15 protein-coding genes and 1 pseudogene are annotated in these 18,504 nt (G+C 70.8%); 6 read left to right on the plus strand and 10 right to left on the minus strand.

The genetic code is table 11. The features are described 5' to 3' along the window. Nucleotides 1-30 precede the first annotated feature (30 nt). Entirely contained in the window at nt 31-1,554 is a 1,524-nt protein-coding gene (locus tag AC0IY0_RS02145; RefSeq protein ID WP_471762939.1) for an MFS transporter, read from the plus strand. 415 nt (nt 1,555-1,969) lie between these two features. Then, on the plus strand, nt 1,970-3,472 hold the full coding sequence (locus tag AC0IY0_RS02150; RefSeq protein ID WP_471762940.1) for a L,D-transpeptidase family protein: 1,503 nt from the start codon (nt 1,970-1,972) through the stop codon (nt 3,470-3,472). 3 nt (nt 3,473-3,475) lie between these two features. On the opposite strand, the gene AC0IY0_RS02155 is transcribed toward AC0IY0_RS02150, so the two are convergent. Then, nucleotides 3,476-3,649: a YqaE/Pmp3 family membrane protein gene (locus AC0IY0_RS02155; RefSeq protein ID WP_147909127.1), complete on the minus strand. Its 174-nt coding sequence runs from the start codon at nt 3,647-3,649 to the stop codon at nt 3,476-3,478. Between the two features lie 198 nt (nt 3,650-3,847). On the opposite strand from AC0IY0_RS02155, the pseudogene AC0IY0_RS02160 reads away from it, so the two are divergent. Together AC0IY0_RS02160 and AC0IY0_RS02165 are read left to right on the plus strand one after the other, a co-directional pair. Further along, nucleotides 3,848-4,135 (plus strand): annotated as a pseudogene (locus AC0IY0_RS02160) (type II toxin-antitoxin system RelE/ParE family toxin). A 4-nt stretch (nt 4,136-4,139) separates the two neighbouring features. Continuing rightward, the gene (locus AC0IY0_RS02165; RefSeq protein WP_471762941.1) at nt 4,140-4,424 is read left to right on the plus strand and encodes a HigA family addiction module antitoxin; all 285 of its coding nucleotides are present in this window, start codon (nt 4,140-4,142) and stop codon (nt 4,422-4,424) included. A gap of 380 nt (nt 4,425-4,804) precedes the next feature. Here AC0IY0_RS02165 and AC0IY0_RS02170 read toward each other — a convergent pair whose 3' ends face one another. The 9 genes from AC0IY0_RS02170 to AC0IY0_RS02210 all read right to left on the minus strand — a co-directional run bounded on the left by AC0IY0_RS02170 (nt 4,805) and on the right by AC0IY0_RS02210 (nt 16,385). Then, nucleotides 4,805-6,391: a cytochrome c gene (locus AC0IY0_RS02170; RefSeq protein ID WP_471762942.1), complete on the minus strand. Its 1,587-nt coding sequence runs from the start codon at nt 6,389-6,391 to the stop codon at nt 4,805-4,807. A 22-nt stretch (nt 6,392-6,413) separates the two neighbouring features. Beyond that, nucleotides 6,414-6,761: a hypothetical protein gene (locus tag AC0IY0_RS02175; RefSeq protein ID WP_471762943.1), complete on the minus strand. Its 348-nt coding sequence runs from the start codon at nt 6,759-6,761 to the stop codon at nt 6,414-6,416. Continuing rightward, nucleotides 6,761-7,264, minus strand: coding sequence for a TspO/MBR family protein (locus tag AC0IY0_RS02180; protein WP_187278356.1), 504 nt, complete (start codon nt 7,262-7,264; stop codon nt 6,761-6,763). Before AC0IY0_RS02180 ends, AC0IY0_RS02175 begins: the two co-directional genes overlap by 1 nt. Continuing rightward, nucleotides 7,261-8,475: a geranylgeranyl diphosphate reductase gene (locus AC0IY0_RS02185; protein WP_471762944.1), complete on the minus strand. Its 1,215-nt coding sequence runs from the start codon at nt 8,473-8,475 to the stop codon at nt 7,261-7,263. Before AC0IY0_RS02185 ends, AC0IY0_RS02180 begins: the two co-directional genes overlap by 4 nt. Nucleotides 8,476-8,479: 4 nt before the next feature. Next, nucleotides 8,480-9,820 (minus strand): BCD family MFS transporter, encoded by a 1,341-nt coding sequence (locus AC0IY0_RS02190; protein ID WP_419830148.1) that lies wholly within the window; start codon nt 9,818-9,820, stop codon nt 8,480-8,482. Next, nucleotides 9,820-10,704: a chlorophyll synthase ChlG gene (chlG, locus tag AC0IY0_RS02195; RefSeq protein WP_147909134.1), complete on the minus strand. Its 885-nt coding sequence runs from the start codon at nt 10,702-10,704 to the stop codon at nt 9,820-9,822. The genes AC0IY0_RS02190 and chlG overlap by 1 nt, the downstream gene beginning before the upstream one ends. A gap of 1,196 nt (nt 10,705-11,900) precedes the next feature. Further along, the gene (locus AC0IY0_RS02200) at nt 11,901-13,322 is read right to left on the minus strand and encodes a DUF2254 family protein (RefSeq protein WP_471762945.1); all 1,422 of its coding nucleotides are present in this window, start codon (nt 13,320-13,322) and stop codon (nt 11,901-11,903) included. Between the two features lie 674 nt (nt 13,323-13,996). Beyond that, nucleotides 13,997-15,445 (minus strand): transcriptional regulator PpsR, encoded by a 1,449-nt coding sequence (gene ppsR / locus AC0IY0_RS02205; protein ID WP_147909136.1) that lies wholly within the window; start codon nt 15,443-15,445, stop codon nt 13,997-13,999. Nucleotides 15,446-15,473: 28 nt separating this feature from the next. Next, a complete protein-coding gene (locus AC0IY0_RS02210; protein WP_471762947.1) occupies nt 15,474-16,385 on the minus strand; it encodes a cobalamin B12-binding domain-containing protein in 912 nt (303 codons plus the stop codon). A gap of 326 nt (nt 16,386-16,711) precedes the next feature. On the opposite strand from AC0IY0_RS02210, the gene bchF reads away from it, so the two are divergent. Both bchF and AC0IY0_RS02220 read left to right on the plus strand, forming a co-directional pair. Further along, entirely contained in the window at nt 16,712-17,218 is a 507-nt protein-coding gene (bchF, locus tag AC0IY0_RS02215) for a 2-vinyl bacteriochlorophyllide hydratase (RefSeq protein WP_471762948.1), read from the plus strand. Continuing rightward, entirely contained in the window at nt 17,215-18,504 is a 1,290-nt protein-coding gene (locus AC0IY0_RS02220) for a ferredoxin:protochlorophyllide reductase (ATP-dependent) subunit N (RefSeq protein WP_471762949.1), read from the plus strand. Before bchF ends, AC0IY0_RS02220 begins: the two co-directional genes overlap by 4 nt.

Genomic DNA, 18,504 nt, shown 5'->3' on the forward strand with positions numbered 1-18,504 from the left:
GCGCGAACGGCCAGCCGAGGAAGCCGAGCCATGACCGAAACCCCGAACCCCGCCCCGACCGGCGATCCGCTGGTGCTCGGTTCGGTCTGCCTGGCCGCCCTGATCCTGCCGCTCAGCTTCTCGGCGGGCGCGGTGGCGACGCCCGCCATCGGGCGCGCGCTCGGCGGCAGCCCCGAGGCGCTGACCTGGATCACCAACGGCTTCATGCTGACCTTCGGCAGCCTGCTGATGGCGGCCGGGACCCTGGCCGACCGCTACGGCCGCCGGCTGGTCTTCACCCTCGGCGTCGCGATCGTCACCGGCTTCTCGCTGGCGCTGGGCCTGGCGTCCTCGGTCTGGCTGATCGACCTGCTCCGGGCCGGGCAGGGCGTCGGCGCCGCGGCGGCGCTGGCGGGCGGCACCGCGGCGCTCGCCCAGGACTTCGAGGGCCACGCCCGCACCCGGGCCTTCAGCCTGCTCGGGACCACGTTCGGCGTCGGGCTGGCCTTCGGGCCGGTCGTCACCGGATTCCTGATCGCCGGCGCCAGCTGGCGCTGGATCTTCCTGGTCGGCGCACTGGTCGGCGCGGCCGCGCTCGTGCTCGGGCCGCCGCGGATGCGCGCGACCCGCGACCCCGCGGCCCGGAGCCTCGACTGGCCCGGGACCGTGAGCTTCACCGCGATGCTGACCGCCCTCACGATGGCGGTGATCGAGGCGCCGGGCCTCGGCTGGGGCAGCCCGGCGCCGTGCTTGCTGCTCGCCGCCGCCACGCTCCTCCTGATGGCCTTCGTGGCGATCGAATCCCGGGCCGCCCGGCCGATGCTCGATCTCGGCCTGTTCCGCTACCGGCGCTTCGTCGGCGTGCAGATGCTGCCGGTGGCGACCTGCGCGTGCTTCGTGGTGCTACTGGTGATCCTGCCCCTGCGCTTCATCGGCCTCGAGGGCCGGAGCGAGCGGGAGGCCGGGCTCCTGATGCTGGCCCTGTCGGCGCCGATGCTGGTCGTCCCGATGGCCGCCGCCGCGCTGGCCCGGCGGGTCCCGCCCGGCCTGCTCTCGGGCCTCGGGCTGCTGGCGGCCGCGTCCGGACTCGTGTGGCTGGGCTTCACCGAGATCGGCAACCGCGCGGTGCTGGCGCCGATGCTGCTCATCGGCCTCGGCAGCGGACTGCCCTGGGGGCTGATGGACGGTCTGTCGGTGGCCGTCGTGCCCCGGGCGCGGGCCGGAATGGCGGCGGGCATTTTCGGCACGGTCCGGGTCGCCGGCGAGGGCGTGGCGCTCGCGCTGGTCAGCGCCACGCTGGCCGGCCTGGCCGCTGTCGCGCTCCGCCGGGCCCCGGGGCAGCCCGACGGCGCCCTGCTGGCCCAGGCCGGCCAGCGCCTGGCCGTGGGGGACCCGGACGCCGCCCGGGCGCTGCTGCCGGGGCTCGACGGCGCCGCCCTGATCCAAGCCTACCAGGTGGCCTTCGCCACCCTGTCCTGGACGCTGGCCGCCGTCACGGTGGTCTGCGCCGTCGCGGTGTTCCGGTTACTGGCGGAGCGGACGGACAACGTGGCCGATGCCGGCGTCGGTCTCTGACGGCGCCCACTACCCCCCCGCGCATCCGCGCGGCCACAAGGCCCCGCCCCTCGCCGGCGCCGCCATGGCGGCACTGGGCCTCGCCTGCCTGCCGTGGCTGCGCCGGGACGGGCGGGTGCGTACGACCGCGGCGGCGAGCCGCGGTTCAGTTTTCAGAACAATGGTTTAGCGCCAACCGTGAAGGTCCCGGATTCAAAAGCCCCGGGACCGTTTGCGGGTGCAGGACGCAGCCCTGCCGCCGGGCCGGAGACGGGCCCGCGTTCCCTCATCCACCGGAGAGTCCGGTGCAGTGTTGCGCCCCGGTCCTTGCGGTAACGAAGGCGCAAGCTTAACGAGCCTATTGGGTTGGGGAGTGGCGCCCGATGTCGGCTCGCAAAAGGCCGCCGGGCGCAGACTGAAGACGACGAGGTTCCCCATGACGGCGCGTCTCGCGACTGCGCGACTGCTGGCGGCGGCGTCCCTGCTGGCCCTCGCGCTGGCCGGCTGCCAGGACGGCTCCGGGATCAACGGCCCGAGCGCGCGCAGCATCGCGCCGATCGCCCCCCAGACGGTCGCCCTGATGCAGACCAAGGGCATGCAGCAGACCGACCCGATCCTGATCCGCGCCTACAAGAAGGAAGCGGAGATGGAGGTGTGGAAGCGCGGCGGCGACGGTCGCTACGCGCTCCTGAAGACCTACCCGATCTGCCGCTGGTCCGGCCAGCTCGGGCCGAAGGTCCGCGAGGGCGACCGGCAGGCCCCAGAGGGGTTCTACACGATCACCCCGGGCCTCATGAACCCGAACTCGTCGTACTACCTCTCGTTCGACACCGGCTTCCCCAACGCGGTCGACCGGGCCAACGGGCGCACCGGCAAGTACCTGATGGTCCACGGCACCTGCTCGTCGGCGGGCTGCTTCGCCATGACGGACGCGACCATCGCGGAGATCTACGCGGTGGCCCGGGAGGCGTTCATCGGCGGCCAGCGCAGCTTCCAGTTCCAGTCCTACCCGTTCCGGATGACGGCCCAGAACATGGCCAAGTTCCGCAACGACCCGAACATGCCGTTCTGGCAGAACCTCAAGGAGGGCTCGGATTACTTCGAGGCCCTGCGCGAGGAGCCGAAGGTCGGCCAGTGCGGGACCAAATACGTGTTCGGCGGCTCGGACGCGGCGGCCGGCGCGTGCAAGCCGCGACTCGACCCGGTGGTGGCCGAGAAGCGCGAGCACGACGAGCGAGAGGTGGCCGAGCTGGTCGCCAAGGGCACGCCGGCCGTGCGCGTGGTCTACCAGGACGGCGGCCAGAACCCGGTGTTCCGGCCGCAGAACAACAGCAGCGCCTTCGCGAGCCTCGGCGGCACCGAGACGGTGCTGCCCTACGACGCCAAGGAGTTCGGCCGGCACAATCTCGGCGACGTCAGCCGCCCCGAGACCCTGGCGGCCGGGCCGCAGGAGATCGAGATCGGCCCGAAGGTGCAGCCGACGATGATGGCCGGGGCCGAGCCGGCGAAGGGCGCCACCAAGGCCGCGACGAAGGCCGGCCGGGGGCAGAATCCCGTCGCCACGACGCTGATGGCCAACCGCACCGATCCGGACCTGCGGGTCGAGACCACCGCGTCGGTCGGCGAGAAGCCCGCCCGGATCACCGTGGCCGACGCGGACGGCGATCCGAGCAGCTACCAGAAGCTGATGGGCTCGCTGTTCAGCAAGGAGAAGCCGGCCGCCCCCGCAACCCCGGCGGTGGATGCGGCGGTGGTGCCGGAGCCGGTCAAGCTGGCCCATGACGCGGACAAGCTGGCCCCGAAGGCGACGGCCAAGCCGCATGCGGTGAAGACCGCGAAGGTCGAGGGCAAGGTCGAGGGCAAGGTTGACGCCAAGGCCGCGGCCTCCCCGAAGCTCGTCCTGCGCAAGGGCGAGCCGGACGTGAAGGCCAAGCCGTAGCGGTCAGATCAGCGGCCGGTCGCGGTTCATCAGCCACAGGGCGTGGACCGTGCCGGGCAGCCAGAAGATCAGCCACAGCAGGATGTTCAGCAGGAATTGCAGGCCGAAGCCCGTGGTGACGAGCACCGCCACCGGCGGGATGAAGATCGCGAGCAGGATTCGGACGAGGCTGGACACGGGAACTCCGAGTTGAAAGGTCCCGGCTCAAACGAAGCGCGACCGTGTCCGTTCCCGGAGGGAAGGACGTCACATCCGAGTTCCCATCGGGCGCTTCCGCCATCCGCCCCTTCGTGCAGGGGCTGACGCGTCCCCTCCGGAACCCTTTTCCCGCTCCTGATATTTTGATACGTGTTACGTACAACGTAGCATGCGGCGATGATCCGGAGTTTCGCGGACAAGGAGACGGAGGCGCTCCACCTCCGCGATGTCTGTCACCGGCAGTGGCGTGCCTTCAAAGCCGTCGCCGTCCGCAAGCTCGACATGATCGACACCGCGGCCGCGTTGGGCGACCTGCGTTCCCCGCCCGGCAACCAGCTCGAGAAGCTGAGCGGCAACCGCAACGGATAGTGGAGCATCCGCATCAACGACCCGTGGCGCATCCGCTTCACGTGGGGCGACGCCGGACCCGAGTCCGTCGAGATCGTGGATTACCATCGAGGATAGACCCATGCCCCGCCTGCGCACGCATCCCGGTGAGGTTCTCCGCGAGGAGTTCATGGCGCCGCTCGGACTGAGCGCCAACCGCTTGGCCGCCGAGATCGATGTCCCGCCCAACAGGCTCAGCGAGATCCTCCGCGAACGCCGCGGCGTGACCGCCGATACAGCGCTTCGCTTGAGCATCCGGTTCGGGACGACCCCCCAGTTCTGGCTCAACCTTCAGACCGCGCACGACCTCTCGCACGCGGAGGCCGAAAGCGACCTTTCGAAGGTACGGCGCTACGAACCGGACTGAACGCCTCTATCACGCCGGGCGCGATGGCACGTCAGGGAGGCGCCGGCTGGAGGTGGCCGAGGCGGCGGCGTTCGACCTCCGACACGTCGGGGACGTGATCCACGACGAGCTTCCGCCACCCGCCCTGCCATTCCGGAGCCGCAAAACGGGGCCCGGAAACCAGAACCGCCGTGGTTGCCGACTGTGAGCCGCAGCGTTCCGCGCTCTCCGTGCGCGTCGGCGGATCTGGGTTCCGGGCTCGCCTGCGGCGCCCCGGGATCCATAGTCGCGACTGTCGCGGACTTGAGCAGTCGCGTTCCAACCCGTCCGTAAAACGCGGTGGTTATGGATTCCGGGCTCCGCTACGCGGCCCCGGAATGACGGTGTTAAACCCAAAAACCTCAGTTCTTCGCCGGCGGCGTGGTCGCGCCGGGCACGGCCGCCGCCTGCTTCTCCGGGTTCTTCACCTGGCTGTAGGCGACGTTGGCAAAGGTGCCGATCACCGCGGGCCAGCTCGGGTTGGCGTATTGCGGATCGTCGCGGCCGACCTTGCAGAAGGCCGTGGTGAGGGCGTTGACGACGTCCTCATCCGTGGCTCCCGCGTCGGCCGCCTTGATCTGCGGCACCACCCGGACCAGCGTCGGCACGAAGTCCTGCTGCTTGAGGCCGGTGAGCGTCGCCGCCACCCCGACCTTGTCGAAGGCGGCCTTGAGCGTGTCCTGCTCGATCTCGGCGCACGGGGCGGTGCCGGCCAGCATGGTCTTGGTGGCGGCCCGGGCCTCGGAGGCCTTGTCGCCGGTCACCGGCGGCGCCTTGTTGCCCCAGGAATTGCGGATGTAGTCGGTGACGTTCCGGACCTCGACATCGGTCATCTGCTGGCCGATCGCCACCATCGGGGCGTAGCCGCTCTGGGCGGCGAGCCCGCCGTAGATCACCCGCAGCACCGTCTCGGGGCCATCCGACATCACCGAGGTGTTGCCGGCGAGCGCCGGCACCGCGCCCTCGATGCCCTTGCCGTTGGGCTGGTGGCAGGAGGAGCAGTAGGTCAGGTAGGTGGACGCGCCCGGCGCGTCGGCGGTGTCGAAGGCGGTGAGGTCCTTCGGCTTGTAGGTCTGCTTGGCCGGGACCGTGCGGAGGTAGGCGACCATCGCCTTCAGGTCCTCCTCCTTCACCTTGGAGAGGGATTCCATGATGGTCTGGCGCATCGGGCCGGCGGCGACGCCGGGGCGGTCCCCCGGGGCGGTGCCGGTCTTGAGGTAGGTCACCACCTGCTCGTCGGTCCAGGCGCCGATGCCCTGGTGGCCGTCCGGGGTGATGTTGGGGGCGTACCAGCCGTCGATGACGCCGCCGCCGAAGCGGCCGGCGAAGCTCGAATTGCCCACGAGCTTGTTCTCGTTGTGGCACATCGCGCAGTGGCCCAGCCCCTCGACCAGGTAGGCGCCGCGGTTCACCTCGGCGCTGGCGCTCGGGTCGGGCTTGAAGCGCTCCTCCGTGAAGAACGCGGTCCGCCATGTCACCAGCGCGGTGCGGACGCTGAACGGGAACGGGATCTGGTTGTCCTTGCGCTTCTCGTTCACCGGCGGCAGCGATTGCAGGTAGGCCCAGATCGCCTTGGTGTCCTCGTCGGTGACCTTGGTGTACCAACCGAACGGGAAGGCCGGGTACAGGTAGCCGACATGCTTGCTGTAGCCCTGCCGGAACGACTTCTCGAAGTCGGCGTAAGCGTAGTCGCCGAGCCCGGTCTCCTTGTCGGGGGTCAGGTTGGGGGTCATGATCACCCCGAACGGCATGTTGAGCGCGTAGTTGCCGGCCAGGAACTTGCCGCCCGGGGCGGTGTGGCAGGCGGCGCAATCGCCCATGGTGACGAGGTACTTGCCGCGCTCGACCGGATCGGACGCGTCCTGCGCCAGGGCCGGCGCGGCGAGCAGCAGGCCCGCCAGGAGGGGGGCCGCGCCACGGGCCGACGAGAGGGCGTTCCTGCGCTGCATGGCGACCTCTCCCGAGCCGTCTTTATAGGTTTTCTAGGGTGCTGCGCGTGAACGCAGCGCTTTGTGGCGTTGTTCCTGGCTGCGGCCGGGTGCGGCGATGCGCCGTGGCGCCCTGACGGAACCGAAAACCAAGATCGGCGAGGTGGGCCAGGAGGCCCGCCAGCATCCAGCTGGCGACCACCGGCCAGCCGGATCCGGTGAGGGCGGCCCGGAGCGCCAGCATCAGCGCCGCACCGGAGCCCAGGTTGGCGAGCAGCGCCGCCGGGGCCATCCCGCGGCGCCGCGCGAACCAGGCGAGCAGCAGAGCCTCGGCGGCGACCAGCGCCAGGATCGCGTCGACGATCCGGCCCGAGGCGAACAGCGCCTCCATCAGGCGAGCCCCCGGAACGGCGCGTTGAGGCGCACGATCCGCAGGTTCAGGCAGGCGGCGACGCTGACCCAGGCGAGATACGGCAGGTTCATCAGCCCGGCCATCGCCGAGACCCGGCCGGTGACCAGCACCAGCACGGCGATCGACAGCCACAGGGCCGCAACCTCGGCGAGCGCCCAGTCGGGCCGGCGGAACCGGAAGAACAGCACGCTCCAGGCGATGTTGAGCACGCCGTTGACCGCGTAGGCGGCGACCAGCAGCACCCGGGCGGTGGGATCGGGATCGCCGTTCCAGGCCGTCACCGCCGCGATGGTGGTGAGCAGGAAGATCACGGTCCAGACCGGCCCGAAGGCCCAGTCCGGCGGCTTCCAGGCGGGGAACCGGAGATGCCGGTACCAGCCATCCGTCTTGGTCGCGACCCCGCCGGCGACCGCGACCAGGATCGCCAGCACGGCCGCCACCGCGGGCGGGCCCCAGCTCGGATCGAGCCCCAGAAAAGTCACGGGGAGACCCAGCGGAACAGGTGGGCGAGGTCCTTGAAGAAGATCCGGGCGTGGGCGGCGGGCTTGGCCCGGACCAGCTCCTTGTTCATGTAGCTGTCCCAGGTGAGCTGCTGGACGTCCTTGTCCCGGCAGATCGAGACGAACCGCTCGCGCAGGCCGTCGCTGCGGTACCAGACCCACTGCATCATCCCGAGGATCCAGAACACGCGGCCGTGCAGCTTCATGAACCGCTTCCGTGCACTCGCGAGCGCCCGGACGTCGCCGGTGGCCAGGAAGGCCTTGGCCGCCTCGGCCGAGAGCTGGCCACCCAGCATCGCGTAGTAGATGCCCTCGCCGGAGGCCGGGGCGACGACGCCCGCGGCATCGCCCGCCAGCAGCACGTCGCGGCCGTTGTCCCAGCGCTTGAGCGGCTTCAGCGGCAGGGGCGCGCCCTCCCGGCGGATCGTCTCGGCGCCGTCGAGGCCGGTGGCGACGCGCAGGGCCCGGATCGAGGAGCGCAGGGAGAAGCCTTTCTTCGCGCTGCCGGTGCCGATGCTGGCGGTCTCGCCGTGCGGAAAGATCCAGCTGTAGAAGTCCGGCGAGTGCCGGCCCTGGTAATAGACGTCGCAGCGGGCGGCATCGACGGCGCCGCCCCCCGGCGCGTCGGGGGCCGGCACCCGGACGATCTCGTGATAGGCGAAGACCTGCTTCATCCTGTCGTGGCCCGGCACCTCGGCCCGGCCGACCGGCGAACAGGCCCCGTCGGCGCCGATGACCAGCCGCGCCCGGACCGCGTAACGGGCCTGGGCCTCGCCCTTGCCGGTGGTAAAATGCACCAGCGGCGGCCCGTCATCCGGCCGGCTCATCGTCTCGTAGGCCGCCTCGCGCAGGTCGGCGCCGGCCTCCTCGGCGCGGGCCCGCAGCCACGGGTCGAAATGCTGGCGGTCGACCATGCCGACGAAGCCCTCGCCCACCGGCATGTCCACGGCCTTGCCGCTCGGCGCCACCATCCGGGCGGAGCGGATCTTGGCCACCAACAGCGCGTCGGGGATCGCGAAGTCGCGGATCAGCCGGGGCGGGATCGCGCCGCCGCAGGGCTTGATCCGCCCGGGCTTGTCCAGCAGCAGCACCGCGTGCCCGGCCCGGGCCAGCTCGGTGGCCGCCGTCGCCCCCGCGGGGCCCCCGCCGACCACGACGACGTCGTAGGGGGCGTCATCATTCAACCGAGCCATCGCGTCACCTCGCGCCGAGGATGGGATTGAGCGGGATCGCGCCCCGGCCCGGGGCCCGGACGGGCTCGAGCCGCAGGGCCAGCACCACCGCGACGAGGAACAGCACCCCCTCGGCGGCGAAGACGGCGGCGTAGGCCTGGACCGGCTCGGCCGTGAAGAGCCGCACCAGATCCACCGCGGCCGCGCCCAGGAATCCGCCGGCCCCGAACGCGATGCCCTGGGCCGCGCCCCAGACCCCCATGCGGGTGCCGCGCTCCCGTGCGTCGCCGCGGCCGGCGAGCGCCATCATCGACCCGATGGCGGCGACCGCGTAGGCGCCGTTGGCGACCCCCAGCGCGAACACCACCGGGCGCAGGGGCAGGACGTCGCCGCCGGCGGCGAGCGCGAACAGGGCGGCGGCCGAGCCGGCGCAGCCGAGCGCGATCCAGAGCCGCAGGGAGGCCAGCGCGGTGCCGCGCGCCGCCAGCGTGACGCCGGCCACCAGCAGCATCCCGGCGAGCACGCCGCCGTGCTGGAGCCCGGCGAGCTTGGTGGTGGCCCCCGGGCTCATGGCGAAGACCAGCCCGGCATAGGGCTCCAGGATCAGCTCCTGGGCGCTGTAGGCCAGCATCGAGACGAACACGAAGATCGTGAAGGTCCGCGCCACCGGATCGGCAAGCACCTGGACCAGCACCGTGAAGAACGGTTTTTTGGCCGCCGCGGGCTCGGGCGCCCGCGCGGGCAGGCGTCGCTCGACCCCGATCAGCGCCAGCACCGCGACGCAGAACGCGATCGCCGAGACCGTGCCCGACACGGCGACCAGCCGCAGGCCGGAGAACGGATCCAAAAAGTGCCCGGCGAGCGGCGCCGTCAAGGCGAAGCCCAGGATCATCATCACCCACACGATGGTGGCCGCCGCTCCGCGCCGGGCCGGCGCGACGCCCCCCGAGAGCAGGACGAGCAAGGAGGTCCCGGCGGCCCCGGCCCCGATCCCGACGCACAGGAACGACAGGGCGGCCAGCGCGAGGCCGAGCACGAGGTCGGTGGCGGCGAGCGCCGTGCCGCAGGCCGCCCCGAACCCGCCAAGGCAGAGCGCGGCCATGCCGCCGACGATCCAGGGGGTCCGGGTCCCGCTCCGGTCGGAGCCGTAGCCCCAGCGCGGGCGCAGAACCTGCGCGGCGTAGTGCAGGGCGACCAGAAAGCCCGGCACCAGGGCGGGGAGCGCCAGCTCCACCACCATCACCCGGTTCAGCGTCGCGGTCATCAGCACGACGACGCTGCCCAGGGCGGTCTGGACCAAGCCGAGGCGGACGATCTGGGGCCAGCCCAGGGTCGTCTCACCCGCGCTCGAACCGGATTCCCGCATCACGCCCCTCCCACCAGAGGCCGCAGCGCGAAGGCGGCGACCAGCATGCCGAGGACGTAGAGGGTCGTGCCGGTGCCGTTGTACCAGGCCGCCCGCTCGCGCGGGCTCTTCAGGAACCGGACCATCAGGGCGAGCTGCCCGGCGAGCAACGCCGCCACCAGGGCGGCGTGGGCCTCGCGCTCCCAGGCGACCAGCAGCCCGATCACCACCACCTGCGGCACCGCCATGACCAGGCAGGCGAAGCGGGCGGCCCGGTCCGAGCCCATCTGCACCGGCAGGGACCTCAGCCCCATGCGCCGGTCGCCCTCCACGGACTTGAAGTCGTTGAGCGTCATGATCCCGTGGGCGCCGATGGAATACAGCAGGGCGACCAGCAGCACCCGCCGGTCGGGCAGGGCGGCGGCCATCACGGCGGCCCCGGTGAACCAGGGCAGGCCCTCGTAGCAGAGCCCCACCGCGGCATTCCCCCACCACCCGTTTTTTTTGAGACGCAGGGGCGGCGCGGAATAAATCCAGGCCAGGACCAGGCCGAACAGGGCGGCCCCGAGGATCCAGGGCCCCAAAGCCGCCGCGACCAGCAGCGACAGCAGGGTCCAGCCCAATGCCAGGTAGAGGCCCCAGCGGCCCGGGATGCGCCCGGACGGGATCGGCCGGTTCGGCTCGTTGATCGCATCGACGTGCCGGTCGAACCAGTCGTTCGTCGCCTGGCTCGTCGCGCAGACCAGCGGCCCGGCGAGCACGATTCCCGCGGCGATCACCGGCCACTGCCCGTGGGCCGGCTGCCCGGACGAGATCACCCCGCAGGCGAACGCCCACATCGGCGCGAACCAGGTGAGGGGCTTGAGTAGCTCGACGACTGCGCTCGGTGCGGGCGTGGCGGCCATGGACGCAGGCTACCGGGGCCGCCGAGCGTGTCAAGCTGGATTTACACTTGGCGAAAACGTGTCGCGCCGGCTTGGCGAACGAGGTCCGCCGAAGTTTACGAATACAAAATCCATTATCAGTCTATCCCGAACACGAAGGCGCGATCAGCGACCGCTCGACTGTGCGCGGGAACGGGTCGATCCGGGCCGATGCGGGCCAGCCTTCGTGAACTCCGCGAAGTCTGACGGTGCCAATTCTTCGTGAATCCCGCACGCTCACGAGGCGCCAGACGCGGCAGCGCGCAGTCTGGCGGCCCGTGAACCGGCCGGGGCCCCGCATCCGGCGTCGTCAGCAGCGGATGGACCGACCGCGCCCTGAACGAAAAACAGCCCCGGGCTTGCGCCACGAGGCTGGAAGGTTGCCCCTCACTTTATTGCAGCGTGGCTGAAGCACAGGGCGCCACCTGAAGACACCCGCGCCGACGGATCGAGGGGAATGGACGTCGGCGCGGGCGGTGCCGGCTCGTCGCCGACAACTCGATTTTGCACAATCGATCCCGGAATGCACGGCGGAAAACCACGCAGACACAGAGATAATTCTCAGTCGTCGATCAAATTTTCGTCAGGCTTCGCCCTGCAATACTGCAACGAATTGAATACAAGATCACATATTCCGGCATGGCCTCGGAAGAGCGCTGCGAATGCTACCTGTGATCTGCAGCAATCCCACGATTCTCGCCCCATGATTCATACGAGCCCGCCATGTCCTTGCCGGCCCGGGATGCCGGAGCCGATCATCGAACCTGGCGCGCTTCCCCGGGGACTCCAAAAGACGTGTCGTGCAAAGGACTTGCATCGATGCGCGGGGGCATCCGTGCGGGCTAACGCGTCCCCACATCGCCTTCGAGCGAGGCTCGTCCGGCTCTCCTCCCCCCTGGCAACCGACGGACTATGCCCTCCGGACGATTCATCCCCTGAGGATCGATACCTCAGGCCTCAAGACCCGCGCCGTCATTCCGGGGCGCCGGAGGCGAGCCCGGAACCCAGAACCGCCGTCGGTGCAAGAGCTTGCCACGTCGGCGTCCCTGGATCCCGGGCTCCGCTGCGCGGCCCCGGGATGACGGGCCGCGGCTGCATCGGCCCAGCCGCCGCTCGAAGATGAAATCCGGTACGCCGCGCAGGAAGCGCAGGCGTAACAGCCCGGATCGCAGGCGCCGCTACGAGACCGTGCCGGGCACGCGGGTCGACCGGGAGTTGAGCCGGCCCAGGCTTTCCGCCAGCCCGGACGCGGCGTCGGACACGGCGCCCGCCACGGCGGCGAAGCCGCGTGCCCGCAGCGCCTCCGTGAGGTCGGCCAGGGCGGCTTGGAGCTGGCGGGTCAGGACATGCTCGCCCAGGCTCGACAGCGCCCGGCTGGCGACGTCGGCGAGCCGGGCCGCGGTGGCCGGATCGACATGGCGCAGCAGGATCGCCACGCTGGTGAGGGCTTCGGCAAGCGTCTGGGACTGCATCGATTCCGAGGCCACCAGGATCACGGCCTCCAGGGCGTCGGTGGCCGCGATCGGGGCGGCATCGCCATACACGATGCCGGATCGCGCATCCTCGCCCGTTGCGGTCGCGCCGTCGCCCCAGTGCGCGATGATGTCCCGCAGGGCCTGGATGACCGAGAGCCCCGGGCTGGGATTCGACTTCGACGTGGACACCGAGGTCCACGCAATGGTGGCGAGCTGGTGCAGACCGTAGGTGGCATCGTTCCGGAGGTCGCGCCCGTCATCGTAGGACAGCGCCTTCAGCGCCTCCCCGACGACGGCCTCGCGCGCCGCCGCTTCGAGCGGCGCGCCGGGCCGGCCGCGCAGCCGGAACAGCGGATCGTGCAGGGCCCGATAGGTCCCGACCGCGATCTCGAACTCGATCTCCACGGCCCCGCCTGCATGCCGGTCCAGGGCCGCCTGGATCCGTTCGAGGTCGAGGTCGACGATGTAGCCGCACTCGCGGGAGCGGATCACGGCGACGACCGGCCAATCGCCCCGGGCGGTCCTGCGCGTCGCGGCGAGCCGGCGCAGATCGGTCGCCCTGGCCTCCAGCACGCGGCCGTGGATGAACTGGATGATCTGGGCGGGCCGCATCTGGTCGATCGTGTTGTAGATCATCACGATGATCAGGCAGAGCGCCGAAGTGGTCAGCACCAGGGCCAGGGATGTACCGAACACCGGCCGGTGAAAGCCTGTATTGGTCACGAGGGTCATCAGGACGAAGACCGACAGGCCGACGAAATACCCGAAGTAGAACTGGTTGGTGCGCCGGGCCATGAACTGGTCGGTCACCTGGGCGGTGAGCGCGGCCGCGCCCTGCTGCACGGCGATGAGCAGAAGGGAGAAGGTGATCGACGTCACCGTGATGATGCTCGACGCCACGGTGGTCAGCAGGCTGCCCAGGGCGGCACTGTCGCCCAGCAGGTCGCCGAGCCACCGGAACCCCGCCGGCGCCTGCCCGGCGGACCACGACCGGTCGGCGAGATAGATCAGGGCGTTCAATCCCACGAAGCCGAGCACGGTGGCGAGCGGCAGGGCGAGGAATTGCCGGAACGACCGCTTCACGGCGTTGAGGAACCGGTTCGGCAGCGACGTGATGGTGGCCATGCTCGACGTTCGCTGTCGCGCGGCGTGCGCTCGGGATGCGTATGGCACGGATGCGGGGGACCGTCCGCCCTCGGGGTGATGCGGATCGGACGGCTCGCGGCCGTTCACGCACCGGCTGTCGGAGAAGGCGACAACGCCTATCCCGTGCCGGGTTGCAGATTTACGGAACGTGGTCCGGATCGTTCATGGCGGCCGGAGACGGCGCATCGCAACCGACAGGCGCTCTCCCTCCCCCAATGCGGCCTCCGGGTTGGAGAGCTTGGAATTCCGATCTCTGCTCGGGGCGGAAGGCCCGGTCTTCATCGGATGTCGGCTTGACCGGTACAGCCACGCACCGTCATCCCGGGGCCGCGCAGCGGAGCCCGGGATCCAGAGTCGCAGACGTACCAACCTCTTGCATCGACAGCGTTTCTGGGCTTCGGGCTCGCCTGCGGCGCCCCGGACTGACGGCGCGGGCTATCACAGATGGGAGATCAAACCCTGGGAGATGGATCTTCCGACCTGTCTAACCCACGGCGCAGAGGGGGAGGGAGACGCGCCCGGGTCCGGTCATCGCCCTTATCCCGTGTGAAGCGCCACCCCTATCCGACGGAGTAAACCGTTGTCTTGTCTGTGCTTTCAGCCAAGCCCGCTGGACGCAGCCGTCAGCCGCGCCTTCCCCACGTCAAAAAGAATCACGCGTCCTCGGCCGGCGAGTCGAGGTCGCCGACGCCGTAGCGACGCATCTTGGCGTAGAGGCCCTGGCGGCTGAGGCCGAGCATCTCGGCCGCGGAGGCGCGGTTGTCCCGGGTGATCCGCAGGGCCGCCTCGATGCACAGCTTCTCGATCAGGTCGGTGGTCTCGCGGACCAGGGTCTTCATCGAGACCCGGCCGACCAGCTCGGCCATCTGCTCCACCGAGCGCGGCACGTCGCGGCTGCCGGCGAGCCGCCCCTCCGGGATCCGACGCGGGGCGGAGCGGATCGCGAAGCCGAGGCACGGGCGGGACCCGGGCACCGAGACGGCGGCGACCTCGACATCCTCGACGCCGCCATAGGTGCCACGGATCACGGTGGCGAAGCGGCGCACGGAGCCGTGGTCCACCAAGCTGGCGAACAGGGCCTGCGCCTCGGTATCCTCGCGGCCGAGCCACTGGTCGAGGGTGCGGCCCCGGGCCTGGCTCTCGGTGGCAAGCTGCGCCAGCTCCAGGAAGGCGGCGTTGGCCATCAGGACCCGGCGGGCCGAATCGGTGACCACGAAGCCCTCGGGCATCGCCTCGATCACCGCGCGGGTCGGCGCCTCTTGGTCGGAGCCGACCTCGGCGGCGGCCGAATCGGCCACGATCCGCATCAGCGCGCTCGGGCCCCCCTCGCCGCGGAACAGCGACACCGAGACCGTGACCTCGCCGCGCCCGTGCGGCAGCGCGGCGCGCAACTCGCCGGCCTGCCCGGTCGCCCGCAGGGCGGCGAACTGCGCCTCCAGGGAGCGGGCGCTGCCCGCCTCGAACAGGTCGACCGCGTCCTGGCCGGCCAGCCGCTTGGCCGGGCGGCCGAGCAGGCGCGCGGCGGCGGGGTTCGCCTCGATCACCCGGCGGGTGCCGGCATCGAGCACCAGCACCGGCTCGCCGGAGATCTGGAACAGCAGCCGGTACCGGGTCTCGGCGGCGCGCAGGCGGTCGTAGTCGCGCTCCAGGGCCTGCTGGGCGTCGGTCAGCCGGCGCTGGAGCGCGGCCACCGCCCGCATGTCCCGGCCGAGGATCAGGATCGGGCCGCCCTCCACCGAACGCAGGGAGGCGTAGCGGATCGGCAGGTCGACGCCGCTGGGGGAGGGATGGTTGATCTGCCGCCAGCGGGTGATGCCGCCGGTCTGGGCGTCGCGCAGCAGCGCGTCGACCTTCGGCCGGCTCTCGATCGTCACGGTGTCGATCCAGCGCCGCCCGAGCCAGCCGGGGATGTTCTCGGCGTCGAGGTCGGCCGCCGCCGTGGCATCCCGAATCACCCCGTCGGCATCCACCACCAGGGACAGGTCGGCCGATGCCGCGACGAGACGTCCGACCGCCTCTCCGTCGAGGTGGCCGGCCACCTGGAGCAGCGCCTGGGGCGGCGGCTGCGGGGTGGGGTGAGGCTGGGGCGTCACGATCACCATTACGTGAGAGTTGAAAATTTTGCCCCTTTCAGCAGGCCATGGCCCGTCTGTCCAGCAAGGCTTCTGCGGTTGCCGGCGCCAAGCAGCCGTCCGGAGCGCACGCATCCGCCCCGACGATGCCCGCCTCGCCGCCGTAGCGCGCGAAATACGGGCCGCCGACGATGACCCGGACATCCGGATTGCAGGAGGCCTTCCGGACATCCGTCACGGTGCCGGACAGCGCCGGCAGGAACACGTCGCAGGACAGGGACAGGCCGACCACGTCGAACCACTCCGCGCGCAGCAGGGTCAGGGGATCGACCCCGGGGCCGGGGACCGCCGTGGTCACGTCCCAGCCGGCCTCGCGGAAGAAGCTCGCGACGATCGACAGGCCGAAATGGTGGGTCTCGCCCGGGCAGGGCAGCAGCAGCACGCTGCGGCCGTTGGCCGGCACGGTCTCGTCCTCGAGCTGGGCGCAGAGGCGCCGGCTCACCGCCTGCAGCCGGCCGAGCCCCTCGGTCACGGCCAGGAAATCGCAGGCGTCCTCCTCCCAGAGTTCCCCGAGATGGCGCGCCGCCGGGGCGAGCAGGTCGAGCAGCAGGCGCGGCAGCGGCAGCCCGCCCTCGCGCAGAGACGCGACCTGGCCGTCCAGGTCGATCGGCCCGGGGGCCAGCAGCAGGGCGCTGAAGGCCGCGATCTCCTGCGGGCTGGGCGCCCGGTCGCTCTGGGCCCGGCGCCCGACCGGCCGGTGGGCCATCATCAGGCGGGGCAGGATCTCCGCCTCGACCAGGCGGGCCAGCGCGTCCGGCACCGCCTTGTCGTCGGAGGAGGGGCGCGGGATGGCTTGGTGGCGCACCCGCGGCCCGTCGCCGTAGGCCGACAGGCCATCGCCGATCGCGCCGCAACCGCCAGCGATCGGACCCGGATCCAGACGCTCGCCGAAATGCCTCCAGTCTCCCATAGGCATCCCTCCCAGAAGCGGCCCCGGCCCAGGTGGGCCGGCGGTTCCGCAAGCGCGTCGAGTGCGGCGTTGCCCGCCGATCTTCTCAAGTCTTCGTCGTCGCAGATCCTCGAATCGAACCAGCCAAGCCACGGAAGGCATCGACCAGCGTTCGGAACGATACCTGAGCCGTCGATCTTGGCAATGACTTGGAACAAAGAAAATATATCAAACTCGATGTCACCCGAGCGAAGCGTCAAGCGCACTTGACACTTTTGGTGCCTGGGCCCTAGCCTCTGCCAACGACGACACCCGACGGGCGTCGCCGAGCACAGGGGAGCGGATGCATGGGTCCCGGGGACCGGCCATCACGACCGCTCTACACGTCCGCCCAGCGGCAGAGGCGCGACGCCTCGCCCTGGACGCTGGTGCAAGGACTGCTCGCCCCGCTACAATTCCTGATTTTCCTGATGAGTCTGGCCCTGGTGCTGCGGGCGCTCGCCACTGGGCAAGGCCTGCTCGCCGCTCAGATCTCGGTCGTGGCCAAGACTGTGGCGCTCTACGCAATCATGGTGACGGGCTCGATCTGGGAAAAGGTCGTGTTCGACCGCTGGTTGTTCGCGCCGGCCTTCTTCTGGGAGGATGTGGTCAGCATGCTGGTGCTGGCGCTCCACACTGCCTACCTCGCCGCGTTGGTCACTGGCGCGCTGGCTGAGCGGGCCCTGCTGATCCTCGCTCTGGCGGCCTACGCCACCTACGTGATCAACGCCGGTCAGTTTCTGCTCAAGCTCCGGGCCGCCCGCCTGGAGGGCAGCGGCGCCGGCGGGCCGCATCTGGCGGAGGCGCTGTCGTGAACGCGCCCGTCCAGCCCCCCGTCACTGCAACGTCGGCCGCCTGCGGCAGCATCGACCTCCATCAGGAGCACGGCCAGCGCGCGGTGTTCTGCGGGCTCACCGGCATCGTCTGGCTGCACCGGAAGATCCAGGATGCGTTCTTTCTGGTCGTCGGCTCGCGCACCTGTGCCCACCTGATCCAGTCGGCCGCCGGGGTGATGATCTTCGCAGAGCCGCGCTTTGCTACCGCGATCATCGACGAGCGCGACCTCGCCGGCATCGCCGACGCCAACGAAGAGCTCGACCGGGTCGTCACCCGGCTGATCGAGCGCCGTCCGGACATCAAGCTGCTGTTCCTGGTGGGCTCCTGCCCGTCCGAGGTGATCAAGCTCGACCTGTCCCGGGCGGCCCAGCGCCTGTCGGGACGCCTCGCACCGGTGCGGGTGCTGAACTATTCCGGCTCCGGCATCGAAACGACCTTCACGCAGGGAGAGGATGCCTGCCTGGCCGCCCTCGTGCCGGAGCTGCCCCGGTCATCCTCCGAAGCGGAGCCCTCGCTCCTGATCGTTGGCGCGCTGGCCGACGTGGTCGAGGACCAGTTCGTCCGGATGTTCTCTGCGATGGGGATCACGGACGTCCGGTTCCTCCCGGCCCGCCGCGCCGGGGCCATGCCGGCGGTCGGGCGGAACACCCGCTACCTGCTGGCCCAGCCGTTCCTGGCCGACACCGCCCGGGCCCTCGACGAGCGCGGCGCGCACCGCCTCGCCGCTCCGTTCCCGCTCGGCGCCGAGGGCACCACCGGCTGGCTGCAAGCGGCCGCCGAGGCGTTCGGCGTCACCGACGAATCCTTCGCGGCTGCGACCGCGGCCGGTCGCGCCAGGGCTCAGACCGCGCTTGCCGCCCACCGTGTGAGCCTCACCGGCAAGCGGGTGTTCTTCTTTCCCGATTCCCAGCTTGAAGTGCCGCTCGCGCGCTTCCTCGCCCGCGAACTCGGTGCGGAACTCGTCGAGGTCGGGACCCCATACCTGCACCGGGCGCATCTGGCGGCCGAGATCGAGATGCTGCCGGCGGGAACCCGCGTGACCGAGGGCCAGAGCCTCGACGACCAGATGGACCGCTGCCGGGCGACGCGTCCGGACCTCACGGTCTGCGGCCTTGGTCTCGCCAACCCGCTGGAGGCTGAGGGGCTGTCGACCAAGTGGTCGATCGAGCTGTTGTTCACGCCCGTGCAGGGCTACGAGCAGGCCGGCGACCTCGCCGAATTGTTCGCGCGTCCGCTCCGGCGTCGCGCGCTGCTGGAGGTGTAG

The sequence above is a fragment of the Methylobacterium sp. AC315 genome (genome assembly GCF_979253755.1).

Coding starts and splice junctions, on each gene's coding strand:
- AC0IY0_RS02145 (WP_471762939.1), top strand. CDS start 31: ATGACCGAAACCCCGAACCCCGCCCCGACCGGCGATCCGCTGGTGCTC.
- AC0IY0_RS02150 (WP_471762940.1), top strand. CDS start 1,970: ATGACGGCGCGTCTCGCGACTGCGCGACTGCTGGCGGCGGCGTCCCTG.
- AC0IY0_RS02165 (WP_471762941.1), top strand. CDS start 4,140: ATGCCCCGCCTGCGCACGCATCCCGGTGAGGTTCTCCGCGAGGAGTTC.
- AC0IY0_RS02170 (WP_471762942.1), bottom strand. CDS start 6,391: ATGCAGCGCAGGAACGCCCTCTCGTCGGCCCGTGGCGCGGCCCCCCTC.
- AC0IY0_RS02175 (WP_471762943.1), bottom strand. CDS start 6,761: ATGGAGGCGCTGTTCGCCTCGGGCCGGATCGTCGACGCGATCCTGGCG.
- AC0IY0_RS02185 (WP_471762944.1), bottom strand. CDS start 8,475: ATGGCTCGGTTGAATGATGACGCCCCCTACGACGTCGTCGTGGTCGGC.
- AC0IY0_RS02190 (WP_419830148.1), bottom strand. CDS start 9,820: ATGCGGGAATCCGGTTCGAGCGCGGGTGAGACGACCCTGGGCTGGCCC.
- chlG (WP_147909134.1), bottom strand. CDS start 10,704: ATGGCCGCCACGCCCGCACCGAGCGCAGTCGTCGAGCTACTCAAGCCC.
- AC0IY0_RS02200 (WP_471762945.1), bottom strand. CDS start 13,322: ATGGCCACCATCACGTCGCTGCCGAACCGGTTCCTCAACGCCGTGAAG.
- ppsR (WP_147909136.1), bottom strand. CDS start 15,445: ATGGTGATCGTGACGCCCCAGCCTCACCCCACCCCGCAGCCGCCGCCC.
- AC0IY0_RS02210 (WP_471762947.1), bottom strand. CDS start 16,385: ATGGGAGACTGGAGGCATTTCGGCGAGCGTCTGGATCCGGGTCCGATC.
- bchF (WP_471762948.1), top strand. CDS start 16,712: ATGGGTCCCGGGGACCGGCCATCACGACCGCTCTACACGTCCGCCCAG.